The organism is Microbacterium pratiae (assembly GCF_047302165.1).
Classification (GTDB): domain Bacteria; phylum Actinomycetota; class Actinomycetes; order Actinomycetales; family Microbacteriaceae; genus Microbacterium.
Genome location: NZ_CP154843.1, coordinates 281,114 through 305,189, shown reverse-complemented (window position 1 = coordinate 305,189; position 24,076 = coordinate 281,114). Strand labels below are relative to the sequence as shown.

At 70.3% G+C, this 24,076-nt stretch carries 25 protein-coding genes and 1 pseudogene; 18 read left to right on the top strand and 8 right to left on the bottom strand.

The window, feature by feature from the left end:
- Nucleotides 1-269 precede the first annotated feature (269 nt).
- The 8 genes from AA0Y20_RS01410 to AA0Y20_RS01375 all read left to right on the top strand — a co-directional run bounded on the left by AA0Y20_RS01410 (nucleotide 270) and on the right by AA0Y20_RS01375 (nucleotide 6,298).
- Nucleotides 270-539 (top strand): hypothetical protein, encoded by a 270-nt coding sequence (locus AA0Y20_RS01410; protein WP_412936828.1) that lies wholly within the window; start codon nucleotides 270-272, stop codon nucleotides 537-539.
- 41 nt (nucleotides 540-580) lie between these two features.
- Nucleotides 581-2,293 (top strand): hypothetical protein, encoded by a 1,713-nt coding sequence (locus AA0Y20_RS01405; RefSeq protein WP_412936827.1) that lies wholly within the window; start codon nucleotides 581-583, stop codon nucleotides 2,291-2,293.
- Nucleotides 2,290-2,754, top strand: coding sequence for a hypothetical protein (locus AA0Y20_RS01400; protein WP_412936825.1), 465 nt, complete (start codon nucleotides 2,290-2,292; stop codon nucleotides 2,752-2,754). Before AA0Y20_RS01405 ends, AA0Y20_RS01400 begins: the two co-directional genes overlap by 4 nt.
- Nucleotides 2,755-3,096: 342 nt before the next feature.
- Nucleotides 3,097-3,657: a hypothetical protein gene (locus AA0Y20_RS01395; RefSeq protein ID WP_412936823.1), complete on the top strand. Its 561-nt coding sequence runs from the start codon at nucleotides 3,097-3,099 to the stop codon at nucleotides 3,655-3,657.
- A 182-nt stretch (nucleotides 3,658-3,839) separates the two neighbouring features.
- Nucleotides 3,840-4,184: a hypothetical protein gene (locus AA0Y20_RS01390; protein WP_412936822.1), complete on the top strand. Its 345-nt coding sequence runs from the start codon at nucleotides 3,840-3,842 to the stop codon at nucleotides 4,182-4,184.
- A gap of 12 nt (nucleotides 4,185-4,196) precedes the next feature.
- Nucleotides 4,197-4,661, top strand: a complete 465-nt coding sequence (locus AA0Y20_RS01385) for a hypothetical protein (RefSeq protein WP_412936820.1) — start codon at nucleotides 4,197-4,199, stop codon at nucleotides 4,659-4,661.
- Nucleotides 4,636-5,154: a hypothetical protein gene (locus AA0Y20_RS01380; RefSeq protein WP_413331871.1), complete on the top strand. Its 519-nt coding sequence runs from the start codon at nucleotides 4,636-4,638 to the stop codon at nucleotides 5,152-5,154. The genes AA0Y20_RS01385 and AA0Y20_RS01380 overlap by 26 nt, the downstream gene beginning before the upstream one ends.
- Nucleotides 5,155-5,401: 247 nt before the next feature.
- The gene (locus tag AA0Y20_RS01375) at nucleotides 5,402-6,298 is read left to right on the top strand and encodes an oxidoreductase (protein WP_412936816.1); all 897 of its coding nucleotides are present in this window, start codon (nucleotides 5,402-5,404) and stop codon (nucleotides 6,296-6,298) included.
- A gap of 50 nt (nucleotides 6,299-6,348) precedes the next feature.
- Here the strand turns inward: AA0Y20_RS01375 and AA0Y20_RS01370 are convergent, their stop codons facing one another.
- Nucleotides 6,349-7,275, bottom strand: a complete 927-nt coding sequence (locus AA0Y20_RS01370; protein ID WP_412936814.1) for an SDR family oxidoreductase — start codon at nucleotides 7,273-7,275, stop codon at nucleotides 6,349-6,351.
- Nucleotides 7,276-7,400: 125 nt separating this feature from the next.
- On the bottom strand, nucleotides 7,401-8,240 hold the full coding sequence (locus tag AA0Y20_RS01365; RefSeq protein WP_412936812.1) for a helix-turn-helix transcriptional regulator: 840 nt from the start codon (nucleotides 8,238-8,240) through the stop codon (nucleotides 7,401-7,403).
- A gap of 227 nt (nucleotides 8,241-8,467) precedes the next feature.
- Between AA0Y20_RS01365 and AA0Y20_RS01360 the strand changes: the two genes are divergently transcribed.
- The 4 genes from AA0Y20_RS01360 (at nucleotide 8,468) to treS (ending at nucleotide 14,107) form a co-directional block, all read left to right on the top strand.
- Nucleotides 8,468-9,394, top strand: coding sequence for a helix-turn-helix domain-containing protein (locus AA0Y20_RS01360; RefSeq protein ID WP_412936810.1), 927 nt, complete (start codon nucleotides 8,468-8,470; stop codon nucleotides 9,392-9,394).
- Nucleotides 9,395-9,543: 149 nt separating this feature from the next.
- On the top strand, nucleotides 9,544-11,316 hold the full coding sequence (locus AA0Y20_RS01355; protein WP_412936808.1) for a sigma-70 family RNA polymerase sigma factor: 1,773 nt from the start codon (nucleotides 9,544-9,546) through the stop codon (nucleotides 11,314-11,316).
- A gap of 114 nt (nucleotides 11,317-11,430) precedes the next feature.
- Nucleotides 11,431-11,613 (top strand): hypothetical protein, encoded by a 183-nt coding sequence (locus tag AA0Y20_RS01350; protein ID WP_412936807.1) that lies wholly within the window; start codon nucleotides 11,431-11,433, stop codon nucleotides 11,611-11,613.
- A gap of 196 nt (nucleotides 11,614-11,809) precedes the next feature.
- Nucleotides 11,810-14,107, top strand: a complete 2,298-nt coding sequence (gene treS / locus AA0Y20_RS01345; protein ID WP_412936805.1) for a maltose alpha-D-glucosyltransferase — start codon at nucleotides 11,810-11,812, stop codon at nucleotides 14,105-14,107.
- A gap of 136 nt (nucleotides 14,108-14,243) precedes the next feature.
- Here the strand turns inward: treS and AA0Y20_RS01340 are convergent, their stop codons facing one another.
- Nucleotides 14,244-15,488 (bottom strand): maltokinase N-terminal cap-like domain-containing protein, encoded by a 1,245-nt coding sequence (locus AA0Y20_RS01340; RefSeq protein ID WP_412936803.1) that lies wholly within the window; start codon nucleotides 15,486-15,488, stop codon nucleotides 14,244-14,246.
- 161 nt (nucleotides 15,489-15,649) lie between these two features.
- Between AA0Y20_RS01340 and AA0Y20_RS01335 the strand changes: the two genes are divergently transcribed.
- The gene (locus AA0Y20_RS01335) at nucleotides 15,650-15,943 is read left to right on the top strand and encodes a hypothetical protein (protein WP_412936802.1); all 294 of its coding nucleotides are present in this window, start codon (nucleotides 15,650-15,652) and stop codon (nucleotides 15,941-15,943) included.
- On the opposite strand, the gene AA0Y20_RS01330 is transcribed toward AA0Y20_RS01335, so the two are convergent.
- Nucleotides 15,940-17,262 carry an MFS transporter gene (locus tag AA0Y20_RS01330; RefSeq protein WP_412936801.1) on the bottom strand — a complete coding sequence of 441 codons (1,323 nt, stop codon included), beginning with the start codon at nucleotides 17,260-17,262 and terminating at the stop codon, nucleotides 15,940-15,942. The genes AA0Y20_RS01335 and AA0Y20_RS01330 overlap by 4 nt on opposite strands.
- A 70-nt stretch (nucleotides 17,263-17,332) precedes the next feature.
- On the opposite strand from AA0Y20_RS01330, the gene AA0Y20_RS01325 reads away from it, so the two are divergent.
- The 5 genes and pseudogenes from AA0Y20_RS01325 to AA0Y20_RS01305 all read left to right on the top strand — a co-directional run bounded on the left by AA0Y20_RS01325 (nucleotide 17,333) and on the right by AA0Y20_RS01305 (nucleotide 21,656).
- Nucleotides 17,333-17,941, top strand: coding sequence for a TetR/AcrR family transcriptional regulator (locus tag AA0Y20_RS01325; protein WP_412936799.1), 609 nt, complete (start codon nucleotides 17,333-17,335; stop codon nucleotides 17,939-17,941).
- The gene (locus tag AA0Y20_RS01320; RefSeq protein WP_412936797.1) at nucleotides 17,938-18,639 is read left to right on the top strand and encodes a FadR/GntR family transcriptional regulator; all 702 of its coding nucleotides are present in this window, start codon (nucleotides 17,938-17,940) and stop codon (nucleotides 18,637-18,639) included. Before AA0Y20_RS01325 ends, AA0Y20_RS01320 begins: the two co-directional genes overlap by 4 nt.
- A 134-nt stretch (nucleotides 18,640-18,773) precedes the next feature.
- Nucleotides 18,774-20,138 (top strand): annotated as a pseudogene (locus AA0Y20_RS01315) (four-carbon acid sugar kinase family protein); the annotation flags it as partial.
- Nucleotides 20,139-20,180: 42 nt separating this feature from the next.
- Nucleotides 20,181-21,089, top strand: a complete 909-nt coding sequence (locus AA0Y20_RS01310) for an NAD(P)-dependent oxidoreductase (protein ID WP_412939681.1) — start codon at nucleotides 20,181-20,183, stop codon at nucleotides 21,087-21,089.
- A gap of 339 nt (nucleotides 21,090-21,428) precedes the next feature.
- Nucleotides 21,429-21,656: a DUF3072 domain-containing protein gene (locus AA0Y20_RS01305; protein WP_412939680.1), complete on the top strand. Its 228-nt coding sequence runs from the start codon at nucleotides 21,429-21,431 to the stop codon at nucleotides 21,654-21,656.
- On the opposite strand, the gene AA0Y20_RS01300 is transcribed toward AA0Y20_RS01305, so the two are convergent.
- Genes AA0Y20_RS01300 through AA0Y20_RS01285 form a run of 4 tightly spaced genes read right to left on the bottom strand, consistent with a single transcriptional unit; the run spans nucleotide 21,657 to nucleotide 24,044 of the window.
- Entirely contained in the window at nucleotides 21,657-22,127 is a 471-nt protein-coding gene (locus AA0Y20_RS01300) for a BLUF domain-containing protein (RefSeq protein WP_412936795.1), read from the bottom strand.
- The gene (locus AA0Y20_RS01295; RefSeq protein WP_412936793.1) at nucleotides 22,124-22,402 is read right to left on the bottom strand and encodes a hypothetical protein; all 279 of its coding nucleotides are present in this window, start codon (nucleotides 22,400-22,402) and stop codon (nucleotides 22,124-22,126) included. Before AA0Y20_RS01295 ends, AA0Y20_RS01300 begins: the two co-directional genes overlap by 4 nt.
- The gene (locus tag AA0Y20_RS01290; protein WP_412936791.1) at nucleotides 22,399-22,755 is read right to left on the bottom strand and encodes a DUF6804 family protein; all 357 of its coding nucleotides are present in this window, start codon (nucleotides 22,753-22,755) and stop codon (nucleotides 22,399-22,401) included. Before AA0Y20_RS01290 ends, AA0Y20_RS01295 begins: the two co-directional genes overlap by 4 nt.
- Before the next feature lie 59 nt (nucleotides 22,756-22,814).
- Nucleotides 22,815-24,044 (bottom strand): ROK family transcriptional regulator, encoded by a 1,230-nt coding sequence (locus tag AA0Y20_RS01285; protein WP_412936790.1) that lies wholly within the window; start codon nucleotides 24,042-24,044, stop codon nucleotides 22,815-22,817.
- Between the last annotated feature and the right edge of the window lie 32 nt (nucleotides 24,045-24,076).

Sequence of the window (24,076 nt, the reverse complement as noted above, 5' to 3'; positions counted from 1 at the left end):
GAACCACGACGTGCAGGAGGCGGAGCTCCGAGCGGCCGGCTGCAACCGCGTGTTCGTTGACCACGGCGAATCAAGCCGGGTCGTGACGCCCGCCGGGTGAGCGCGTACCAGGAGCGGCGGCGGTCACCGGATCGAGCGGACAGCGCGACCAGGGGTTCGTCTGCCGGGATCCTCATTCAGTCGCGCCCGCCATGATCGAACCGATTTCATCCGTTCGTGCGATTCGCGTTCTCGGCTGCGTTCATAAGCTGGACGCCTTTGGGGGTGGCATGACCGACGTTTCCGTGCATTTCGACACGCTTCGCTCGTCGGCAACCACGATCGGTGCGGCGGGCCGGGCTGTGAGGAACTCCGGCGAGCTTGGATATGTCAGCGAGAGCGTGATCGGATCGAACGAGGTCGCGTCTGTTCTGCAGAATGTCGCGACCGAGCACAGCATTCGCGCGGAGGTCGCGAGCGAGACGTTGGTGACTGTTGGTCGGCGCCCGGAGGCGTCGGCAAGCGAGTTCACTCATCTCGACGGAGTCATGGCGTACTGATGGTCGACCGGAATGACCCTGGTGCCGGCGATCCTTCCGCGATGGCTGCCATGGCCGATGACTGGGGTGAGCGGGCAGAAAGTATCCGTTCTTCGCAGACGAGCGTTCGTTCCGCAGCGGAGGCGGCATCCGGTTCGTCGTGGTCGGGCGAAGCTCACGATGCTTTCCAGCGGCAGGTGGCGGCGGTGGAGCCCGATCTGCTGGTGCTCGCGACGGGCATGAGCGCCGCGGCCGGTGCGCTGAGGGGATACGCGGAGGTGGTTCGCGCGATCAAGGACGAGCAGGACTCGCTCGCCCGACGCCGCGCTGTTGTCGAGGATGAGCGCGAGGAGCTCCGTGGGCAGCTGCGGGTTGCGCGCGCGGAGTCGTCGAACAACTACGTCTCGTTTCCCGAGCCTGTCGCTCGCGCTCGTGCGTTGGAGATCGAGCTCGGCGACACCCGGGATGCTCTTGACGCCGTGGAGGCGGAATGGGATGCGCTGTGCGAGCGGCGTGCCGCGGCCGACGACGCACTGATCTCCGCGCTGTCGTCCCGGGACGTTCGAGGTGCGCTGGGGATGTTCGCTCGCGGGGGTGCTGCGGCTATCCCACGGGGCGGGCTGCTGACGCTGGTCGCGTCGATGTCGGAGGCGGACCTTCGGGCGCTTGTCGCGGTGCACCCGGAGGTCCTCGACCAGATCCGCAGTGTCCCGGCTGCGGAGGTCGCCACCTGGTGGGGAGCGCTCGTCGACGGAACCCGGGCCCTGTTGGTGAACGCCATCCCCGAGCTGGTCGGAACCCTTGGCGGCATCCCAGCTGTCGTGCGTGAAGCGGCGAACCGCCTGGTCGCCGCCGCGAACCTGGAGGGCCTCCTGCGGGAGCGAAGCCTGCTCGCCGGCGAGGGGCCGCCGACCCTTGGCCCTCCGTCCACGCTGGCCAACCCGTGGCTGTTGAGGCAGATCATTCACCAGTTCAACGAGCAGCAGTACGTCGATCGGCTCGCCGCTCTTGACTCCGAGATCGCCTACCTCGAACGCGTAGTGGCGGGAGACGTGTCGCTCTACCACTACAACCGGGACCGGCAGCAGATCATCGAGATGTTCGGTGACGTCGGGAAAGCGGATGTCATCATGAGTTTCATGCCCGGGACCAACACGACGATGGAGAGCTTCTACTCCTCCACCCAGAACACGGGTCTTACCGCGCTCACGCGGCTCATGGTGGACGATCCGCCGGCGGGTGTCGATGTCGCGGGCTTCGTGCTCAAGCAAGGATTCTTCCCGAACCTCGCTCCGCGGGAAGTGGCGGTGTTCGGGCCGCAGGTGAACCTGTGGGCTCTGCCGCTCGGCAGCCGCTACGCGGCGTTCGAGGAGGAACTGGATGTCATCACCGACTCGACACCTCTCCTCTCCGTCGAGCACTCATTCGGCTCAAGCCCCAGCGGCCAAGCCGAACTGCTGGGCGCTGACTTCCAAGCCCGAGTGGTCCTGGCGGGCATCGGGATGATGGACGGGTGGGAACCGCAAGACGGCACCGCTTACTACGCCATCCAAGGACCCACCGACATCAATCGGGCGCTCGACGGAATGCAGGTCGACCCGTTCGGATACGCCGTGACCGCCAGCGAAGAGAACGGCTTCACCGAGCTCGACTCCGGATTCACAGGCTTCGACCCCTTCGGGCAACACGGGGACGTGATCTCTGCGGACCCGGAAGTGAACGGAGACGTTCACGTGCACCTTCATCGCATCTTCGCGGAAGCGGCGCGGCGTTGAGAGGGCTCAAGCATGTCGCGGCCACGGCGATTCTCATTCTGGCTGCAACGACGATGACGGGGTGCGTGATGGCAGGTCGGCCGACGATCGATGAGGTGCGTGCTGATACGGACGCGATGATGCAGCGCGTCGCGGATGAGGTTCCCGGCGGGGTCCCGGAGGTCCTGCCGTCCAACTCGCCCTACCTGGAGTGCGCCGAAAACTCCTTCTACTACTCGACGCGCTGGACCGTTGCCCCCGAAGCGGGATTCAACGGATCGGCCTTCATCGAAGCGCTCCCGGATCGTCTGGGTGACGGGTTCCGCGAGTTCGAAACGGTCGAGGTATCGGTGCCCGCCATCGCATTGAAGCACTCCAGCGGCATGCTCCTCGATGTCCAGGTGATCGATCTGGACGGCCGCACGGTCGTCTCTCTGCTGGGCGTCTCTGCGTGCGGTGAAGGGGAACCGCCGGCGGAGTAGACGAAGCCCACCACCGTCGCGGCGGTTGTCCAATGCGAGGCGATGCCTCGCATTGCTCCCGCTCGACCGGTGACCTTGTCTTGCCCGCCTCGCGGCCAGCCCATGCCCCGTACACGGCTCCCAGCGATGCGTCGATGACCCAGCGGTCAGCGGGTGGGCATCCGCTGGCCGCTCTCGGTCCAGCATCGGGTCACGCGGTGACCGCCGCCTCGATTCGCTCCCCGGGCACCGAGTTGCACCAGCTCTATCGTCTCGCCGCGACAGGATCGGACCGATTTCATCCGTTCGTGCGATTCGCGTTCTCGGCTGCGTTCATATGCTGGTGATGCCTTTGGGGGTGGCATGACCGACGTTTCCGTGCAATTCGACACGCTTCGCTCGTCGGTAACCACGATCGGCGCGGCGGAACGGACACATTCGCGCGGAAGCGGCGAACGAATCGGACCTGCGCGCGGCATGCCGATGGCCCCTGCTCTCACTCTGTCGGGGTTCATGACGACGGGGTGTGCAGAGGTAGAGCGACCGACGATCGAGCAGGCGAAAGCTGAAACCGAGGCTGGCCTGCAGCAGATCGCGGACGAGGTCCCGGGCGGCGTTGTGAAGGTCGTCACCCCTGACCCGACCTACCTGGCATGCGGCGACGACACGTATTACGCCACCCTTCGTTGGAGTGTCGCGCCGCGGCCCGGGTTTGATGGGGAGGCGTTTCTGGACGCCCTTCCCGGTCGCCTGGGCAGGGGCTTCGTGGTCGCTGAGACGGTGGACATCACATCACCTGCTGTCGCTCTCGATCACGTCAGCGGCGCCCTCTTCGACGTCAAGGTTCTCGAGGTCGACGGAGGCGTCGTCGTCGATCTGCTCGGTCTGACCCCTTGCGGGGTCGGGCAGCCTCCTGCGACATGATTCCCATCCCGTCGCCAGACGCACCGCCACCTGAGGTGCACCTTCCTGGAGGTGGCTGACCGGTGAGGCTAACGCGAGGAGTCGCTGCGGGAGTGGTTCTGGCTTTGGCGGGCATGACGATGGCGGGGTGCGCGATGGCAGGACGACCGACGCTCGAAGTGGCGCGGGCTGAGACTCAGGCCGTGTTGCAGCAGATTGCGGACGAGGTTCCCGATGGGGTTGTCGAGGTCCGTACCCCTGATCCGGCCTACCTGGCCTGTGACGGTGGCGGGTATTACTCGATCAACCACTGGGTTGTCACGCCAGGTCCCGGATTCGACGGTGAAGCGTTCGTCGACGCGCTGCCCGCGCGATTGGGTGATGGCTTCGTCGTTGCCGAGGTGGTGGACATCAAGTCCCCAGCCGTCGCCCTCAACCACGTCAACGGCGCGGTCCTCGACGTCGTGATTCTTGAGTCGGACGGCGGTGTTGTTGTCGATCTTCTTGGACTCGCGCCATGCGGCGATGGCGAGCCACCGATCGAATGAGCAGCGACTCAAATGAAGCGGTCCCGTGCAGTGTCGGTCACTGCAGTTCTGACGCTGGCAGGCATGACGATGGTGGGGTGTGCGATGGCAGGAAGGCCGACGCTCGAACAGGCGCGGACGGATACTGAGGCAGCGATGCAACGAATCGCGGACGAGATCCCCGGAGGTGTCGTCGAGGTACGAACTCCCGACTCGGCTTACCTGGCTTGCGACGGCGGCGGGTACTACTCCATCAACCGCTGGGCAGTCACGCCACAGCCGGGTTTCGACGGCGAAGCATTCGTCGACGCGCTCCCCGGCCGCCTTGGGTCTGATTACGTGATCGCCGAGACGGTGGACATCAAGTCCCCAGCCGTGGCCTTCAATCACGCCAGCGGGGCTGTCCTCGACGTCAAGGTACTCGGGACCGAAGGAGACATCGTCGTGGACCTGCTCGGTCTCGCGCCATGCGGTGATGGCCATCGCGAGGCAGAGTGAAGGGCTGTTGCCGGCGAGCGGATATCTGATGACACCCAGGCGTACTTTCTCGACTGTCCTCATTGTGGCGCTGACGGCCATGGCTATGGCGGGCTGTGCAATGGTGAAGCGACCGACGCTCGAAGAGGTACAGGCGGAGACCGAGGCGTTCTTGCAACAAATTGCGAACGAGGTTCCCGGCGGAGTTGTAACGGTGGACACCCCTAACCCGTCCTACCGAGACTGTGGCGACGGTACGTACTACGCGACCATCCAGTGGGGCGTCATGCCGGGGCCCGGATTCGACGGAGAAGCGTTCGTCGATGCGCTTCCCGGGCGCTTGGGTGAGGACTTCGTGGTCGCAGAGACGGTGGACATCACGTCGCCCGCTGTCGCTCTGGACCATTCGGGCGGGACGGTGCTCGATGTGCAGGTTCTCGAAATCGACGGAGGCATCGTTATCGATCTGCTCGGTCTTACTGCCTGTGGGGTAGGACGGCCTCCGTCGAGATGATCCCCACCCTGGCGAGACCACAGTGCGGCGCAGACGCGGCTTCCGAGACGCCTCCCTCGAAGCGAGCGTTTGTCACGAGGGGGTCTCGTGTCAGGCGGCACGTTACTGGCTGGGCTGGCGACCGCGGCTGCGATCGGGCTGGGGCTCAGTCAGCGTCTTTGACGGTCGAGGGCTGGTGATCTGCCGGTTCGAGGTGCTTGTGAACCGCCAGCTCCCGCCGCAGCCGCCGGCGCGATAGCGTGCCGGCATGACTGGATCCGCAGCACCGAGGATCGCGGTGATCGGTCCCGGCGCCATCGGCACGGTGATCGCGGCGCTGCTCCACGACGCCGGGAGGCCGGTGCTCGTCGCCGGCCGCTCGCCTCGTCGCGATCTGCGCCTCGACACGGCGCATGGCCCGATCGTCGTTCCCGGCCCGGTACTGATCGACCCCGCGCACTCGCCCGGTGCGATGGATCTCGTCTTCCTCGCGGTGAAGGCGACACAGACGGATGCTGCCGCGGCGTGGCTCGCCGCGCTGTGCGGACCGTCGACCGTCGTCTGCGTGCTGCAGAACGGCATCGAGCAGGTCGAGAGGGTAGGGCCGCTGGTGCCCGAGTCGACCGTGTTGCCGGCAATCGTGTGGTCACCCGCGGAGAGCCGCCCCGACGGCAGCGTGCGCTTGCGCGGCGAGCCCCGGTTCACCGTCCCGCAGAGCGCCGGCGCGGCGCGGGTCGGTGATGCCCTCGACGCGACCGCGTGCGAGTTCGCCGTCTCCGAGGACTTCACCACGCTCGCGTGGCGCAAGCTTCTCCAGAACGCGGTGGCGGGCCTCATGGCGCTGACGGGGCGCCGGGCCGGGATGTTCCGGCGGCAAGATGTCGGCGACCTCGCGCTCGCGTACCTCCAGGAGTGCCTCGCGGTGTCCCGCGCCTGCGGCGCCGCCCTTCCCGACGACGAGCCGGATCGGATGCTGGAGCGGTTCCGAGCGTTCCCCGACGATATGGGCACGTCGATCCTCGCCGACCGCGAGGCCGGCCGGCCTCTCGAATGGGATGCGCGCAACGCGGTGATCCGGCGTCGTGGCCGGGAGCACGGTATCCCTACCCCCGTGACCGACGTGATCGTGCCCCTCCTCGCCGCGGCGAGCGACGGTCCGGGCTGATTCAGCGCGTCGCCGCGCCTCCCGCGACCCGCCCCGGTGCTGGGCTCCGCTCAGGCCGTGAAGCGGCTGCCGACCATCTCGGTCGAGGCATCCCAGAGGCGCGGTCCGTCGGTGAGGTCGCGGAACGGCGCCCAGAACTCCTGGCGACGCGGGGCACCCGCGATGACGCGACGGGGGCCGTAGAACTCGTCGCCGAGGGAGTCGGGTCCCGCGGCCGCGAGCAGGGCGGGTTCGGCCGCGCTCGGCACGGTGCCAGCCAGCCCGACGCGCGAGAGCGCGACGATCAGCGCCCGGCCCGGCGACGCCTTCGCCCGGCCCATGCCGGGCTGGGCCGCGAGCAGGTTCGTCGGGCTGACGCCGGGATGCGCGAGGTTGCTCGAGACTCCCCATCCGCCGGCGCGGCTGCGCCTGTCGAGCTCGCGGGCGAAGAGGGCGACGGCGATCTTCGACTGTCGATACGCGGCCATGTCGTCGTAGCTACGCCGCCAGTCCAGGTCGTCCCAGTTCAGACCGCCCGAGCGGGCGGCGACGCTCGTCTGGTGCGTCACGCGTGCCTCGCCCGCGCGCAGGAGCGGCAGCAGGCCCAGGGTGAGCGCCACGTGCCCGAGGTGGTTGACGCCCCACTGCAGTTCGAAGCCCTCCTCGGTCGGCTGCCGAGACCCGGGGGTCATGACACCGGCGTTGTTGACGAGCAGATTGACGGGGCGGCCCGCCGTCTCGAGATCGCGGGTGAACGCGGCGACCGAGTCGAGCGAGGCGAGATCGAGCGGACGTGTGGTGACGTCGGCACCGGGCACGGTGCGGCGGATGCCGTCGAGGGCGGCCTCGGCTTTCGCGGGCGACCGTGCCGGTAGGACGACGGTCGCACCGGCGGCCGCCAGCCGCGTCGCGATCACCCGGCCGATGCCGTCGGTCGCCCCGGTGACGACGGCGAGGCGTCCACGCAGGTCGGAGAGGGGAGCAGCGTCGCGGGTCATGGTTCCTCCATCGTTGACGCGAACCGGGACGGTCCGCTCGCCCCATACTGATCGCGGTGCCCGGCGGCATCCAGAGCCGGTTCATCCACTGATCGCCGGGTCGCCCCTCGGCCGGGTACCGGGGGTCAGGTAGCAGCAGCGGCGCCGATGACGGCGAGCAGCTGCAGCTTGTCGTGGCTCTCGCTCCCCGGCGCCGCCGTGTAGACGAGCAGGCGGTGCGACTGATCGGGGTCGAGGAGGGTCTGGCATTGCAGTTCGAGCGCGCCGACCTCCGGATGCCGGAACCGCTTGACCTCGGGCGGAGCGATGCCGACCTGCTGGGCGTCCCACAGAGCGCGGAACTCCGCGCTGCGTTCTCGGAGCGACGCCGCCAGCGCGGCCGCGCGCGACGATGGGCCGCGCAGGGCTACGATCTCGCGAAGACCGCCCGCGTACACCCGGGACAGCACCGCGTGCTCGGCCTCGTCGTACGACGCGCGTGCGGACGGGTCGGTGAACCAGCGGTAGCCGAGGCTGCGCGCGTCCCCGGTGTGCCGGGTCGCGTCACCGACGAGAGCCCTGCTCAGCGGTGTCTGGCGCAGCGTCTCGCCGAGTTCCGTGACGATCTCGGCGGGGGTGTCGTGCAACCGGTCGAGAATGCGCAGCAGCCCGGGGCTGACGTGATCGCTCGCGGGACCACGAGCGGGTGGCGCGTGCCCGGCGAGGCGGAAGAGGTGGTCGCGCTCGCCAAGTGTCAGGTGCAGCCCCTGCGCGATCGCGGCGAGCATCTGCTCCGACGGTCGGGGACCGGTGCCGCGCTCGAGACGGGCGTAGTAGTCCGTCGACATGTTGCAGAGAGCGGCGACCTCCTCGCGCCGCAGCCCGGGAGTCCGGCGGCGCTGGCCGCGCAGCAGTCCGACATCCGAGGGCTGCAGCGCTTCGCGCCGCATCCTCAGGAACGCGGCGAGTGTGTCTCGATCGATCATGTGTCGTCCGCCTTCCGGGATCGCACGGTGCGGCATCCGTTCTACCGTCCGGCGGCCGCCACAGCCAGGACCCGGCGGTCCACCCCAGCTTCGCTCGTGCATCCGATCGGTAAGAGGCTCCGAATACGTGCGGGGAGGGGCAGTGCGCGGCCCGCGGCGGCCGATGTGCTGTCTATTACAGAATGGACTGTAACCATCGCCGTCGGTCATGCAAGAAGGGGGCATGGATGCGTCGTGGACGTGCGCTCGCAGATCGAAGCGAGTTCGAGCTGAACAAGTTCCGAGCCGACGGGCGCGACAGGCTGCTGAGCCTGATGCCGTTGACGTCGTACATGTCGTCGGCGAACATCGGATTCGCTGCGGTGCGCGACGGTGACGCGCTCCTGCGCGCCAATGTCGTCCGCATCGGCGGATACCTGTTCGTCCATGCCCGCATGCCGGCGGCGACGGTCGTCTGGCCGAGGGATGAGCATTCCGCAGATCGCGTGGCCGCGATCGTGGCCGAGAGTCCGGCTCTGCATGTGACCTCGGAAGCACAGGTCGTGGCCCGGCGGGGCGCGTCGTTCCTGATCCCACCGGGCACGGCACCGGTCACGATCGAGGCGACGGAGCCGTTGGAGCTCGTCTTCGTCACGCTGGATGCCACCGATTTCGCCACCAGGCGGCGGATGGGCTTCGACCGCATCAGCCGGCAGGCGATGAGCGAAGCATCGATCCGACCGATGGTGACCTTCGTGAAGGCCCTGTGCGCGGTCGAGTCCGAGGTCGCCGAGGTGGGTGTCTCGCCCCTGGCCGATGCGGCCTGCGAGGTCGCCTGCTCGATCGTCGCCGCGCTCGTCGGGGAGCACGCCCCGGAGCTGTCGCTGCCGAACGCGATCATGAAGATCCTGCTCCGTGACTACGCCTCGCCGACCCTGTCGCTCTCTGCCGTCGCGGTCATGCTGGGCGTCTCGACCCGGACGGTGCAGAGCGCCCTGAGCGCACAGGGCCGGACGTTCTCGGGCTCGCTGCTCGAGATCCGGCTGAAGGCGGCGACCGAGCTTCGGCGACACAACCCCACGATGACCCTGGACGCCGTGGCGCGGGCGACCGGGTTCGGCACTCGCCAGTCGCTTCACCGAGCGATGCGGAAGGTGAGCATGCCTTCGTCCTGACCTATCGCATCGCGCCCCGGGCGACCCTCCGGCGTCGCGAATCGCGCAGATTCGGGAAGGCCGTGTCACGTTTCGTGAAGTGAATCGTGCCGATCGAGGCCGCCTCCCTATGCTCCGGCTGGGGGCGTGTAAGACAGGCGGAAAAGACGATGGGTACGTGGGACGACGCGGCGCGATCGCGCGACGACTCCCTCCTGGAGCAGGTCCGCGCCGGCGACATGCACGCGTTCGGTGAACTCTGGCGGCATCACGCCGGAGCGGCGCTGTCCGCGGCGCGGGGCTTCCGGGGGCTCGACCCCGACGATCTCGTGGCGGAGACGTTCGAGAAGGTGCTCCGAGCCCTCCAGCGGGGAAAGGGCCCTACCGGCGCCTTCCGTCCCTACCTCATCGCCGCCGTACGCAACGTCGCCCGCGATCATTACCGCGCCCGGAGAGAGTCGACCGAGGAGGACCTCGAGCTCGTCGTGGATGACCGTGCTCTGAGTGGCGAACAGGCCGCGATGAGATCGCAGGAGCATGAGGCCGCCGCCGAGGCGTTCCGGTCGCTGCCGGACCGCTGGCGGGAGGCGCTCTGGTACAGCGAGGTCGACGGCATGCCGCCGCGGCAGCTCAGCGAACTGCTCGGCGTCTCCCCGAACGGCGCATCGGCTCTCGTGCTGCGCGCCAAGCGCGGATTCCGCGACGCCTGGGTGAGCGCCCAGCTGACGCGGGTCCGCTCCGAGGAATGCCGTCCGATCGTCGCGCAGCTGGGTGCCTACACGCGCGACGGCCTGTCGGCTCGCGAGCGCAGACGCGTCGATCAGCATCTTCAGGAGTGCTCGACCTGCCCGGCCGCGCTCGCCGAGGCGACCTCGATCTCGCAGACACTCGCGCTCGTGCTGCTCCCGGTGGTCGCGGGCGCCGCGGGCACGGCGACGTACCTGTCGGGTGCCCCGGCCCCCTCGATGCCGCTCGCGCTCGGTGCCGGAGCCACGGCAGCGCCACCCGCTGACCCGAGCCCGGCTGCGGCGCGTCCGGGGGCGCGTCCGGGAACGCGCCGGCTGGCGCTCGCCGGCGCAGCCGGCGTGATTGTCGTGCTGGCGGCGGGCGCGGTATGGGGCCTCACCGCGTCATCGGGGCAGCTCACTGCCGAGGCGCCGGGGCACGATTCAATCCCGGTCCCGGCTGCTTCGGCGACTCCGGAGCCCGTGCTCGAAGAGGGGACCGCAGCGCAAGGACCGTCGGGGGTCGACGATGCTGAGAACCCGACGCCGTCTTCGCCGCCGGCATCCGATGTGGACGATCGCGCGGCGTCGCCGGCGGGACCGGGACGACAGGACCCCGCCCGCGCTGCCGACGACCCGGCTGAATCAGCGGTGTCGTCTCCCGCGCGACCGCCGGCCGGCGCCGAGAGGCTGACCGCTCCGACATCGACGATCTCGCAGGCCGACGTCAGGATGTTTCCCGCCGTCAGCGGCACGGATGCCTCCCCCGGATCGATGATCTCGCTGATCAGCGATGCGGGGGAAGTCGTCGGCGAGACCCGAGCCGACGCGCTCGGGAACTGGACCGCACGGGCAACGGGACTTGCACCCGGACGCGGAGCGGTCAGGGCGGTCCAGGCTCTCGGCGGAGTGACGTCGGACTCGTCTCCAGCGATGCCGTACGACATCGATCAACCACCTCGACCGGCGAGCCCCGCCGAGGCCGAGACGGTGGACGCTGCTCGTTTCCCGTTCCGATTGACCGCGCCGGCCGGGACGATCATCCAACGGATGCTGCCGGGCAGCTCTACCGTTCAGACGCTCACGATCCCGGCCAGCGGCCTCTGGAACGAGTACCTGGCCGCGCCGACGGGTGAGAACGTCGTGCGCCTGCGGTACGCGAATCCGCAGACGCGCGACTTCGGGCCCTGGAGTTCGACGACGTTCACCGCGAACTGACGCGGGCTCTCGTTTTCGCGTCACGATCCGCCGTCGCGCGTATCTCTTCACCGTAAGTCCGGTGACGGCACGCACGTGCCCTCGCCGGAAGGCTTCCGACGAACAGGCGCGACCATGACGCAGTTGACAACCCTCGGGCACGAGCTCCGCGACGAGGTGCAGGAGGGCCGGGCCGGCGACGGCGCGGACGTCGTGCGCGGCATCGCGATCGCGATCGCGCTCTCGGTGGCCGTGTGGGCGGCGCTCGGGGGCGCTGCCTATGCGTTCGCCCAGGTGGTGCTCGCCGTCACCGATTGATCGGGTGCCGCAGGGCTCTCGCCTCGTCGATCCTCGGCTCGAACGTGCTGTGGATCGGGACGGGGGTCGCCGCAGCGCTGACCCTGGCGGCGGCCTTGTTCCGGATGCGGCGCACGCGCGGGTGAACCCCATAATGGTTCGCCCGTCCGGGCACCAGCCCTTTCCGCCTGATCCGCGCCGCCCCTAGCGTTGAGGCATGGCGCGCGACGACGAACAGCCGGAGGACCTCTACACCGCCCCGATCACCCTTCCGGGGGCGGCGGGCGCCGACGGCGAAGACACCGATCTCGAGGTGCCCGAGATCAGTTACGACGAGCAGCGCTACCCAGCCCGTCCGCGGCGGCTGCGTCCGCGCGACCAGTTCCGCGGCGGCAGCGTCCGCCGCAACATGACCGACCCGCGCACCGCGAACGGCACGAACCCCTCGTACGTCGAGTGGCTCGTGCGCCAGTCGATGCTCAAGGACGCCGACGTGCTCGCCCGTCAGCTCTCGGGGCAGCCCGCCATGTGGCGGAACCCGTACGCCCGCCCCGACGCGCGCCGAGCGATCTCGACGACCGACGTCTGGTTCACGGCCTACCCGATCTCGCTCATCACTCGACCCGGTCAGTCGTTCCTCGCCGCGCTCGGCGACGACAGGCTGTGGTCGGTGTTCGAGCGCATCGGCATCACCGCGATCCACACCGGACCGGTGAAGCGCGCGGGCGGCATCACCGACTGGCGCGAGACGCCCAGCGTCGACGGCCACTTCGACCGCATCAGCACCTCGATCGACCCGGCCTTCGGCACCGAGGAGGAGTTCCGCACCCTGTGCGACGTCGCCGACGCGCATGGCGGCAGCGTGATCGACGACATCGTGCCGGGCCACACCGGCAAGGGGGCGGACTTCCGCCTGGCCGAGATGGGGTTCAAGGACTACCCCGGGATCTACCACATGGTCGAGATCCCGCCCGAGGACTGGCACCTGCTGCCCGACGTCCCCGAGGGCTACGACAGCGTCAACCTCGACCCCGAGAACGAGCACGAGCTCGCCGAGCGCGGCTACATCATCGGCGCGATGCAGCGCGTGATCTTCTACACGCCCGGTGTCAAGGAGACGAACTGGAGCGCCACCGCGCCCGTCATCGGCCCCGACGGCGCCACCCGGCGCTGGGTCTACCTGCACTACTTCAAGCAGGGGCAGCCGTCGATCAACTGGCTCGACCCGACCTTCGCCGGCATGCGCCTCGTGATCGGCGATGCGCTGCACTCGCTCGGCGAGCTCGGCACCAGTGCGCTGCGCCTCGACGCCAACGGCTTCCTCGGCGTCGAGAAGAGCGCGGAGGGTCTGCCGGCCTGGTCGGAGGGGCACCCCCTCTCGCACGCCGCGAACCACATCATCGCGGGCATGGTGCGCAAGGTCGGCGGCTTCACCTTCCAGGAGCTCAACCTCACGATCGAGGACATCCGCGACACCGGAGCTGTGGGGGCAGACCTCTCGTACGACTTCATCGGACGCCCGGGCTACCACCACGCCCTCGCGACCGGGCAGACGGAGTTCCTGCGCCTCGCGCTCACCTCCTCGCTCGAGCTCGGTGTCGCACCGGTGCAGCTCGTGCACGGGATGCAGAACCACGACGAGCTCACGTACGAGCTCGTGCACTGGGCGACGCGGCACGGCGACGACGTGTACCGATTCCGTGGGCGCGACGTCACGGGCGGCGAGCTCGCGGAGGAGGTCCGTGCCGACCTGACCGAGCACCTCACCGGTACCGCCGACTACAACCGCGTCTTCACGCAGAACGGCATCGCCTGCACGACGACGTCGCTCATCGCGGCATCCCGGGGAATCGCGCGCCTCGACGACATCACCGACGCCGACGTTCCCGGCATCCGCGACGCCCACCTGCTGCTCTGCGCCTATAACGCGTGGCAGCCCGGGGTCTTCGCCCTCTCGGGCTGGGACCTCGTGGGCATGCTGACGGTGCCCGCCGACGAGGTCGCCGATCTGCTCGGTGCCGGCGACACGCGGTGGATCGAGCGCGGCGCGCATGATCTGCTCGACGCCGACCCGACCGCGACGCGCTCGGCGTCGGGGATGCCGCGCGGCCGCGCCCTCTACGGTGCGCTGCCGGCGCAGCTCGACGATCCGGACTCGTTCGCCTCGCGGTTGTCGAGCATCCTCGACCTGCGCCGCGAGCACGGCATCGCGACCGCGTCGCAGGTCGACATCCCCGAGGTCGCCCACGCCGGGATGCTCGTGCTCGTGCACCGGCTCGACGAGGGCGACTCCCACGCGGATGCCGCGATGCAGGTGACCGTGCTGAACTTCTCCGCCGAGCCGACGGAGGGCACCGTCCGCTCCGAGCAGCTCGTGCCCCGCAGCGAGGTCTACGACGCTGCGTCGGGTGAGACGATCGGCCGCGTCGACGACCTGCAGAGCTTCAGCGTGTCGCTTCCCGGCTACGGCGCGCAGTTCCTGGTGCTGCGCGCACCCGAGCCCCTCGAGGACTGAGACCGCGATACATCCGTCGGACCGGTGGTGCTGGTGTCGCCTCGGCGGGGTGTTCGGTAGACACAGGCACCGCGCGTCCGACGAATGTATCCGCGCCGGGCCGCGCCGGGTGCGACCGGCGCGGCAGGCCGCGGGGTCAGGCCAGGGCGGCGTCGATCCCGGCGAGCGGGACGGGAAGCCAGTCGGGGCGATTGCGCGCCTCGTAGATCGACTCGTACACGGCCTTGTCGAGCACCAGTGCCCGGAGGAGCACCGGGTCGAGGTCGATCGCGCCGGGGGCCGCGGCGTACGCCTCGACGAAGGCGACGCGGCAGGCCGCCGCCCACCCCATCGGGTCGGGGCCTTCGCCGACCGCGCCGGCGTAGTCGAACGAGCGCAGCATCCCGGCGACGTCGCGCGGCGGCAGGTCGGGGATGGCGCGCTCGGCCATGGGGCGCAGCGGCTCGCCCTCGAAGTCGACGATGCGCCACCCTCCCGCGGGCACGGCGAGCACCTGTCCGAGGTGCAGGTCGCCGTGGATGCGCTGGAGCCGGGGCCACGGCCGGGCGAGTGCCTCGTCGTACACGGCGCCGATCGCGGCGACGCGTTCGGCGACGGCGGGAACCTCGTTCGCGGCGATCGACAGGCGGCGGCGCCAGGCTGCGCCCGTCGCCCCCACCTCTCGCGCTGCGGCCTCGGTCGTGTCGAGCGCCGCGCCCAGCGCGCCGTGCACCCCGGCGACGGCGATGCCGAGGTCTCGAGCGGCCGCGGTGAAGTCGCGGTTCTCGCGGGCTGCCTCGAGGGCGACGGCCCAGCCGTCGCGGACGCCCCGGAGGAACTCCTGGGCGAACCCGAGGGTGCCTCGAGCCGCGCCCGAGTCGCGCCCGATGTCGGGCCATTCGGCGTCGAGGCTGCCGAAGAACCGCGGAACGAAGGGAGACCCGGCGTCGCTCAGCACGCGCTGCACGGTCACGTCGGGGTTCTCGCCGTGATGGAGGGTGCGGAAGAGCTTCAGGATGATCGTCGGCTCGCCGTCGACGTCGAACACGATCGACGTGTTCGACTGCTCTCCGGTCAGCACGCGAGAGCCGGTGACGCGCGCCACATCGACGCCCATCTCTGCCAGTGTGCCGACCGTGAACCCCGTGTTCCGAGTCGCGTCGACGAGGTAGTCGTCGCCGTCGCGGGCGACCACCTCGTCGCCGTCCGCGGGTGCGGACACCCGCGCGAGCGGCACGTTGTAGAGGGTCGGCACGGCGCCGGCATCGTCCATGAGGAGGTAGCGCGTCGCCGCGCCGGGCGCAGGCTGCGCGTCGAGGATGCGGAACCGCGGCCGGTGGCTCTTGCCGGCATACCACCGCTGTTGCGCCGCCCAGGCGCCGAGCTCATCTGTCAATCGCACGGTCCCACACTGTCGGTTCCGAATCCCCGAGCAAAAGGGCTGGACGCACACGGGGGAGAGGCGTAATGCTCGATTCCACGCCGGAACGCACATTCGCAGCGACGCGACCGATAGTGACCGGTGGAGCGGTGCACCCGAGAACGCCGCTCACGGAGAGAGACATGTCACGGCAGGACGCGGTGGACGTTCGAGTGCGGCGCGCCCGCGGCATCCGCGTCGCCGTCGGCATCGGGATGATCGTGGTGGTGGCGGCACTCGTCCTCGCGCAGGTCGTCACGGGGTGGCACCTCCGCGAGCTGCGGGTCCTCGCTTTCGCCGGCCTGATGGTGATCGTGCTGCTCACCGCCTTCGTCGCGGTGACGGTGACGAACGGTCGCCGCGTGTCACCGGACGAAGGCGGCGCCGACTCGATCAGGCGTTCGAGCTCGCGCACGCGTCCGCGTCTCGACGCCTAAGCGCGAGGCGCGGACCCGGGCGCGGCCCCAGCGGCGACCTCGACGCCGGTCTCGACGCCGATCGCCTCAACGTTGCGCGCGCCGTGGTGCGTTGCAGCGTTGACGATTCGCGCGCGCAGCACGGTGACCGCTGCCACGACCATCAGCGCGGCGCCGAGTGCATAGGGGGCGGCGTGAGCCACGCCCGCGTAGAGGACGCCCGCGAGGATCGGGGCGATCGTGCCCATCGCGGCGGTGAGCGACTGGGTGACCCCGCCGAGCCATCCCTGCTCGTCGGCAGCGACGGCGTTGGACATCACGCCGTCGAGGGTCGCCTGCGACGCGCCCTGTCCCGCCGCGAGTGCGAGGGCGCCGAGGACGAACAGCCAGGGCTGGGCGACGAGCGAGGCGACCACGGCGAGGGCGACGAGTCCGGCGGTCTGGGCGGCGATGCCGGCCACGATGACGCCGCGCTCGCCCATCCGGGGCAGCAGGATGCCGAGCAGGATGCCCTGGACCAGGATGTCGATGACTCCGACGACGGCGATCAGCAGCCCGATCGCTGTCGGACCCCAGCCGATGGAGTCGAGCGCGAGCACGCTGAAGTTGTTGACGAAGAAGCCGAACGGCAGGGCGAGGAGCGCGAAGGCGATGAGCATCGCCCGCAGTTCCGGGCGGACGAAGGCGCGGCGGAACACGGCGAACGGGTTCAGATCGGATACGGCGATCGCGGGGATGCGGTTCTTGCGGTCGAGGCTCTCGGGCAGGAGGAAGACGCTGAGCGTCGCGATGAGGAACGAGATCCCGGCGGTGACGAAGACCGGAAGGGCGAGGTCGATCGCGGCGAGCAGACCGCCGAGCGCGGGACCCACCATCGTGCCGATGCCCGAGAGGGCGCCGAGCAGGCCGAATCGCTGGGCGCGCTTCTCGGGCGGAGTGATGTCGGCGAGGTAGGCGAACAGTGCGGGGAGATCGCCCGCGGTCGCCCCCTGGACGACACGGGCGAGCAGCAGCACCCACAGCGCGCCGCCGATGCCGAAGAGGAGCATGCTCAGCGCGGCTCCGAACGACGCGACGATGATCACCGGGCGGCGTCCGAACCGGTCGGACAGGCGTCCCAGGAACGGCGCGGCGATGAACGCGCACAGCCCGTTCACGGCCTCGAGCGCGCCGACCCACAGCGCGAGCTCGCCCTCGCCGGAGACGTAGCGCAGGACGACGAACGGGAGCACGGGGAGAACGACGGTCATGCCCGCCGTCGTGAGGGTGGTGAGCACGATGAGCATCACCCAGCGGCGGTCGGCGCCCGCGAGGCGCAGGCGCGAGAAAACTGAAGTCATACCGGAACTGTATCAATACCAGTTTCGGTGTCAATACAGTTTTTGGGTTCGGCGTCCTATGATCGACCTCATGACCGAGACTGCGCCCGTGGGGCGCCGCGAGCGCAAGAAGGCGGCGACGCGCAAACGGATCTCGGATGTCGCGACGGTGATGTTCCTCGAGCGCGGATTCGACGACGTCAGCATCCGTGAGATCGCGGATGCCGCCGATGTCTCGCCGACCACGGTGTTCGCGCACTTCAGTCAGAAAGAGGCGCTCGTCTTCGACGAGGATGACGAGCAGCGCGAGCGCCTCGTCTCGGCTGTGCGCGATCGACCCGCCGGGATGTCGATCGCCCGGGCCATCCGCGAGTACTACGAGCGCGAGATCCGGGCGGGGGCGGCCGAGCACGGCGACGACGTGGCCCGCAGATTCATGGACTTCCTCAACGGGACTCCCGCTCTGCGGGACTACGCCGCGCGCATGTGGCTGCGCCATGAGGACGCGCTCGCCGACGCCGTGGCGGCCGAGCTCGGCGAGGAGCGGCCCGACCCGCGCATCCGGGCCTTCGCGAGGTTCGTCCTCCAGATCCAGACGATGGTCAACGAGAGCGACGACCCCGAAGCGACGCTCGAGGCGGGGTTCGCCGTGCTCGAGAACGGCTGGTCGGCCTTCGAGAATTGGGAGGCGGGGCGATGAGCCGGCGCAAGTCGCTCGTGAATACCGTCGCCGACGATCTGCTCGACGGCATCATCGCCGGCCGGTTCCCGTCCGGTGGCGCGCTCCCGACCGAGGCGGAGATCGGGGCGGAGTTCGATGTCAGCCGGGTGACGGTGCGCGAAGCGCTGCGGACGCTGTCCGCCCGGGGGATCGTCCGCGTGGTCTCGGGTGTGGGTTCGCGCGTCGCCCCCGTCGAGGAATGGGGGTCGGTGTCGGATGCCCTCCGGTTCCGAGCCGCGCGCGGCGACGATGCCCTCGTGGCGGAGCAGCTCATCTCGACGCGTCGCGTGATCGAGTGCGAGGCGGCGGCCCTGGCGGCACCGCTCATCGACGACGCCGCGCTGTCGGAGTGCGCGGCGTGCATCGACGAGATGGTCGCGGGAGCAACCGCGGGCGACGTCGAGCGCTTCGTCGACGCCGACCTGCGCTTCCATGCTGTGATCCTCGGCGCCTCGGGCAACCTGTTCCTCGGCGTGCTGCTCGCGCCCCTGACCGAGGTGCTCGCCGAGCGTCGGGCGCAGACCTCGCGGGTGCCCGAGATCCAGGAGCACGCGATCGAGGAGCACCGGCGCATCCTCGCGGCTCTGGGCGCGCGCGATGCGGTGGCTGCGCGCGCGGCGATGGATCACCACCTGCAGCAGACCCTCGACGACTTCCGACGCTACGTGGCCGGTTGAACCGACCTCACGTCGTCCGGGGCTATGCAAGCCCGGGGCGCGCCGTGCGCACGGTTGACGCTCGTCCCGCCGTGCTGCATGATGTCATACATCTGACAGCCGTCCGGCTGGCTCGCTCGACGACGAGGAGAACCATGGCGCCGACCGCCCCCCTGCCCGTCCTGCCCGGTGTCACGAACCCGGATCTCGGGATGCTCGCCGCGCGCGTCGCGGAGAGCGGGCGCGTGTTCGTCGTCCTCGACGACGATCCGACCGGAACACAGTCCGTCGCCGACCTCCCCGTCCTGGGCGCATGGGATGTCGCCGACCTCGCGTGGGCGTTCGCATCAGGGGCTCCCGCGGTCTACGTCCTGACCAACTCGCGCAGCCTCGATCCGGCCGACGCCGAGCGCATCAACCGCGAGGTCGTGCGTGCGGCACTGGCCGCAGCGGAGGCGACCGGCGTCCGGGTCGACTTCGTCAGCCGCAGCGACTCGACGCTCCGGGGGCATTTCCCGCTCGAACCCGACACGATCGCCGACGAGATCGCCCGGTCGGGGTCGCCCGCCCCGACGAACGCCGTGATCGTGCCCGCGTTCCCGGATGCCGGTCGTGTCACGGTGCGCGGTGTGCACGGCATCCTCTCGGACGAGGGCTTCACCCCGATCGGCGAAACGGAGTTCGCGCGCGACTCGACCTTCGGCTTCCGTTCATCGCGGCTCGCCGACTGGGTCTCGGAGAAGACCGGAGGCGCGGTCGCCGCCGCCGATGTGGTCGAGGTCACGGTCGACCATCTCCGGGCGGGGACCGACGCGGTCGCCGCGGTGCTGCGTGCCGCCCCGGCCGGCGCCCCCATCGTCGTCGACGCCGTCGTCGAGGCGGACCTGGTCGAGCTGGCACTGGGGCTCGAGCGCGTCGAGGCGGAGGGCCGTTCGTTCGTCTACCGGGTCGGGCCGCCGTTCGTGCGGGCCCGTATCGGCCAGCGGCGCCGGCCGCCCGTCGACCTCGCCCAGCTCAGTGCCGACCGTGCGGCACGCGGCGGTCTCGTCGTCGTCGGGTCGCACGTGGGTCTGACGAGTCGTCAGCTCGCCGACCTCGTCCGGCGCCGCCCCCTCGAAGCCGTCGTCGAGCTCGACGTGCCGAGGCTGCTGGACCCGGCGCAGCGCCCGGCGGAGATCGAGCGCGCCGGCACGGTCATCGCGACGGCTCTGCTGCGCGGCGATGTCGTGCTCCACACGAGCAGAACGCTCGTGCGCGTCGACGATCCCGACGAGAGCCTCGACATCTCGCGCCGCGTCTCGCGGGCCGTCGTCGAGGTGGTCCGCGCCGTCGTCGCCCGGGAGACGCCGCGCTTCGTGATCGCGAAGGGCGGCATCACCTCCAGCGACGTCGCGACACAGGGGCTCGAGATCCGCCGGGCGCGCGTGCGCGGCTCGCTCTTTCCCGGGATCGTGTCGGTCTGGCAGGCGGTCGACGGCCCGGCATCCGGCATCCCGTACGTCGTCTTCGCCGGAAACGTCGGCGACGACGGATCGCTGACCGCCGCGGTCGAACGGCTCTCGCTGACGCCTGCCCCCGCCTCCGACCCCACCGTCGCCGTGCTGGGGCTGGGAGCGATGGGCCTGCCGATGGCCGCGCGCCTGGCTGAGACCTTCGCCATCCGCGGCTTCGACATCGCGCCCGCGCGGCTCGAACTGGCCGCAGAAGCGGGGGTCGCTCCGGCGGGGTCGGCGGCGGAGGCCGCCACCGGCGCGCAGGTCGTCCTGGTGGCGGTTCGCGACTCCGTGCAGCTCGGGGACGTCCTGTTCGGGGATGCCGGCATCGTCGACGTGCTCGCCGAGGGAGCCGTCGTCGTGCTCACCAGCACCGTGGGCACCGACGGCGTCGCCGACGTCGCGGCCTCGCTCGCGGAACGCGGCATCGGACTGGTCGACGCCCCGCTCAGCGGAGGACCGGTGCGGGCGAGACAGGGCGACCTCCTGATCGTCGTCGGTGCGCGTCCCGACGCGCTCTCGGTCGCCCGGCCCGTGCTCGAGCGACTCGCGTCGACGCTGACCGTCGTGGGCGAGCGCGCCGGTGACGGTCAAGCGCTCAAGACGGTCAACCAGCTGCTGTGCGGCGTGCACATCGCCGCCGCCGCTGAAGCGCTCGCGCTCGCCGACCGGCTCGGGCTCGATCTCGACCGCACGCTGGAGGCGCTGCAGGCCGGCGCGGCCGCATCGTTCATGCTGGGGAACCGCGGTCCCCGCATGCTCCAGGCCTGGGACGACGAGGGTGCGGAGGTCCTCAGCCGCCTGGACATCTTCGTCAAGGACATGGGGATCGTCGGCAGTGCGGCGCGGAGCGCAGGTCTTCCGGCGCCAGTGGCTGCCGCGGCGGAGCAGAGCTACCTCCTCGCGCAGGCGCAGGGGCTCGGTGAGAGCGACGATTCCGCGGTCATCCGGCTCTCCGCGCCCTCCCGCCGCGGCTGAGCGGCCGATCTTGCGGATTTCTTGAGGTTGCCCGGTGTGAGCGTTGCGCATTCCTTGCGGTGAGTCGCCGACGATCGAAGAACACCCGGCCACGGGGACGCTGCCCGAACGGCGTCCCCGGGCCGGGTTCTCTCGTTGAAGGGTTTTCGCGGAGCGCGCAAGTGCCTCGGTTTCTCGGAACGGTCGACATAGCGTCGAGGCATGAGCGAGCAGAGCATCCCCACACCCGACGAGCCGACCTTCCCCGCGCCCGACGAGCCGACGGTTCCCGTGCCGACGGAGCCGACGACTCCCGCGCCGGGCGAGCCTTCCGCACCGACGCCGCCCGCGGCCGACACGCTGGGCAGCACCGACACGCTGGGCGGCACCGACGGAGGCGGCCAGGGATCCCCGGTGAAGGATCCGGAGAACTGGGTCACAGGAGACGAGCCCATGACGGGCCCGCAGCGGAGCTACCTCGACACGCTGGCCCGTGAGGCGGGCGAGGAGCTGCCCGGCAACCTCACCAAGGCCGAGGCCTCGGAACAGATCGACCGTCTCCAGGACGCGACGGGCCGAGGCGAGTAACTACGCCCCGGCGGTCGAGTTCCCCTGCGGCCGAGCCGATCGCACGCGGAACCAGAGGCTCAGCTCCCGCGCGGCGCGGAGCGTCGCACTGGGATCGGTCGAGTCCTCGAGGTCGTCGAAGGTGTCGCGGAAACCCGACGGGGCATCACCCGTGGTCTCCGCGATCGGCTGGTAGCCCATCGTCCATTCGCGGAACTCGCGGTGGGCGATGGGCTGCTCGATGAGCACCCGCATGCCGGAGTGGCGGGCATCGTCGCCGATCGTCGCGAGGAGGTCGCGCACCGTCTGTTCGGGGCCCTCGAGCACCTGGACGAACCGCCCGCCGCGGTACAGCAGCATCCCCGTCAGGTCGCGCGTCGCGTTCGACGCGCGGCTCTGCGCGAGGAGCTCCGCCAGCTCGTCGTCACCGAACGGTGCTCGCGCGTTGCTCGTGTAGAGGACCGAGAGCAGGTCGTCGGGTGTCGAGGTCATCGGATCTCCCGGAGTTCGATCGGCGGCGCCTCGTCCGGGGCGTCGGGAGTGGCGCGGACGGCGAGCGCGCGCATGGCGGTGGTCAGGTCGGTGAAGGCTCCGGCGCACGAAGAGCGGGAGTCGTACGCAACATACCGCCCATCGGGCTGCCGGTCGATGTAGCCGACGAACTCGCCGGTGCGACTGCCGACGTGGAAGCCATCCTCGACGCGGGCCCAGACGATCCCGCTTCCTACCGGACTCGCGCCTGCGCTGCCGGTACCAGGGGCGATCATCGGGCGGCCCGGGTGCGCGGCACCCACACGAGGGCGCCGGCGGCGATGAAGGTCGCTGCTCCGACGACGTGCGCCGCCAGCCAGACCGGCTGATCGAGCGAGAAGGGGTACACCGGGTTCCAGAGCACCGCGACGGCGACCATCGGGACGGCCCACCACCACTGCCGCGCCTGGATCGCGAACCACGCGACGATGAGGGCGAGGATCGCGACGATGAAGCAGATCACGATCGCGAACTGTCCGCCGATGAGCGGGATGCCGGCCACGAGAGCGGAGGCCCCCAGGATGCCGGGCGCGAGCGCGTTGCGCTGCCGCTGCGGCGGATCGGCGGGGCGGGGGGATCTCGAAGCCATGCGGACGTTTCTCTCGGGACGGATGTCGCGACGTCGCGCGACCGTTCGATCGTACGAGTTCAGCGGGCCGGCAGGGCGGCGGTTGACGCGGCGCCGGAATCGGTCATCGGCGCCGCGGCGCCGGACATCACGGGAACCGGATCGGCGAGGAGATCGTCGAAGGCCCCTTCCGCGGCGCCGACGAGCAGGCGGTCGTCGCCCAGTTCCGCGGTGCGCACGAGCGGTGCCGAGCCCGAGATCGTCTGCCGTGCGACGGCCTCGGCGAACTCGTCGACGTCGCTCTCGACGAGGGGCGCGAGAAAGCCGCCGAGAACGACGACCGCGGGGTCGAGGACGTTGACCGCGCTCGCGACGGCGGAGGCCAGGATACGTCGCTGACGTCGCAGCTCCGCGCGCGCGGCGGGGTTCGCGGCGCCGTGTATTGCGGCGCGCAGCTCCGCGTCATCCGCTCCGGGGAGCCCGAGGGAGGCGATCAGCCGGTGCCGGCTCACTTCGTCTTCGAGAGCGGCGTGCTCGCCGGAGCGGCGGTCCGCGGCATCCTCGTAGATGGCGGGGTTGTGGCCGAACTCGCCGGCCAGGCCCCGGGCGCCTCCGACGAGACCGCCCCCGACGACCAGCCCGCCGCCGATGCCGCTCGCTCCGCCGTTGAGGTAGATGACGTCGGCGACGCCGCGCGCCGCGCCGAACAGGTACTCGGCGTGGGCTCCGTAGGACGCGTCGTTGCCGACGGTCGTCGGGATCCCCGTCGCGGCGGACACGAGGTCGGCGAGCGGGGCATCCGTCCACCGCAGATGCGGAGCGTGGACGACGAGCCCTGCTGCGGGCTCGACGAGTCCGGGAACGGCGACGCCGATACCGATGACGGTCGTCGTGGCGAGCGGGCCCGTGCGCCACTCCTCGACGGTCTCCGCGACGAGCGACGCGAGCTGCGGCGGCGTGATGAGCGCGGTCGTGAGAGCGCGGCGTCGGGCGTGGACGCGCCGGTCGAGGCCGACGGCGGCGAGCGTCACCGCGTCGACCTCGGGGTTGACGGCGACGGCGACGACGTCGGCGCGGGCGGTGATGACGGGGGAGGGGCGGCCGATGCGGCCCTCGGCGGCCCCCGCGGTCTCGGTGACGAGTCCGAGGCGTACGAGCTCGGCCGTGAGCGCGCCGATGGTCGAGCGGTTGAGGCCGAGCTCGGCAGTCAGGGCGGCGCGGGAGATCGGTCCGTCCCGGTGCACAACGACGAGCATCCGGGCGAGATTCACGCGCCGGACGAGTTCGGCGGTTCCCGGCGCGACAGTCACGGGATCAGCCTACGAGAACACAGTTTGTTGAC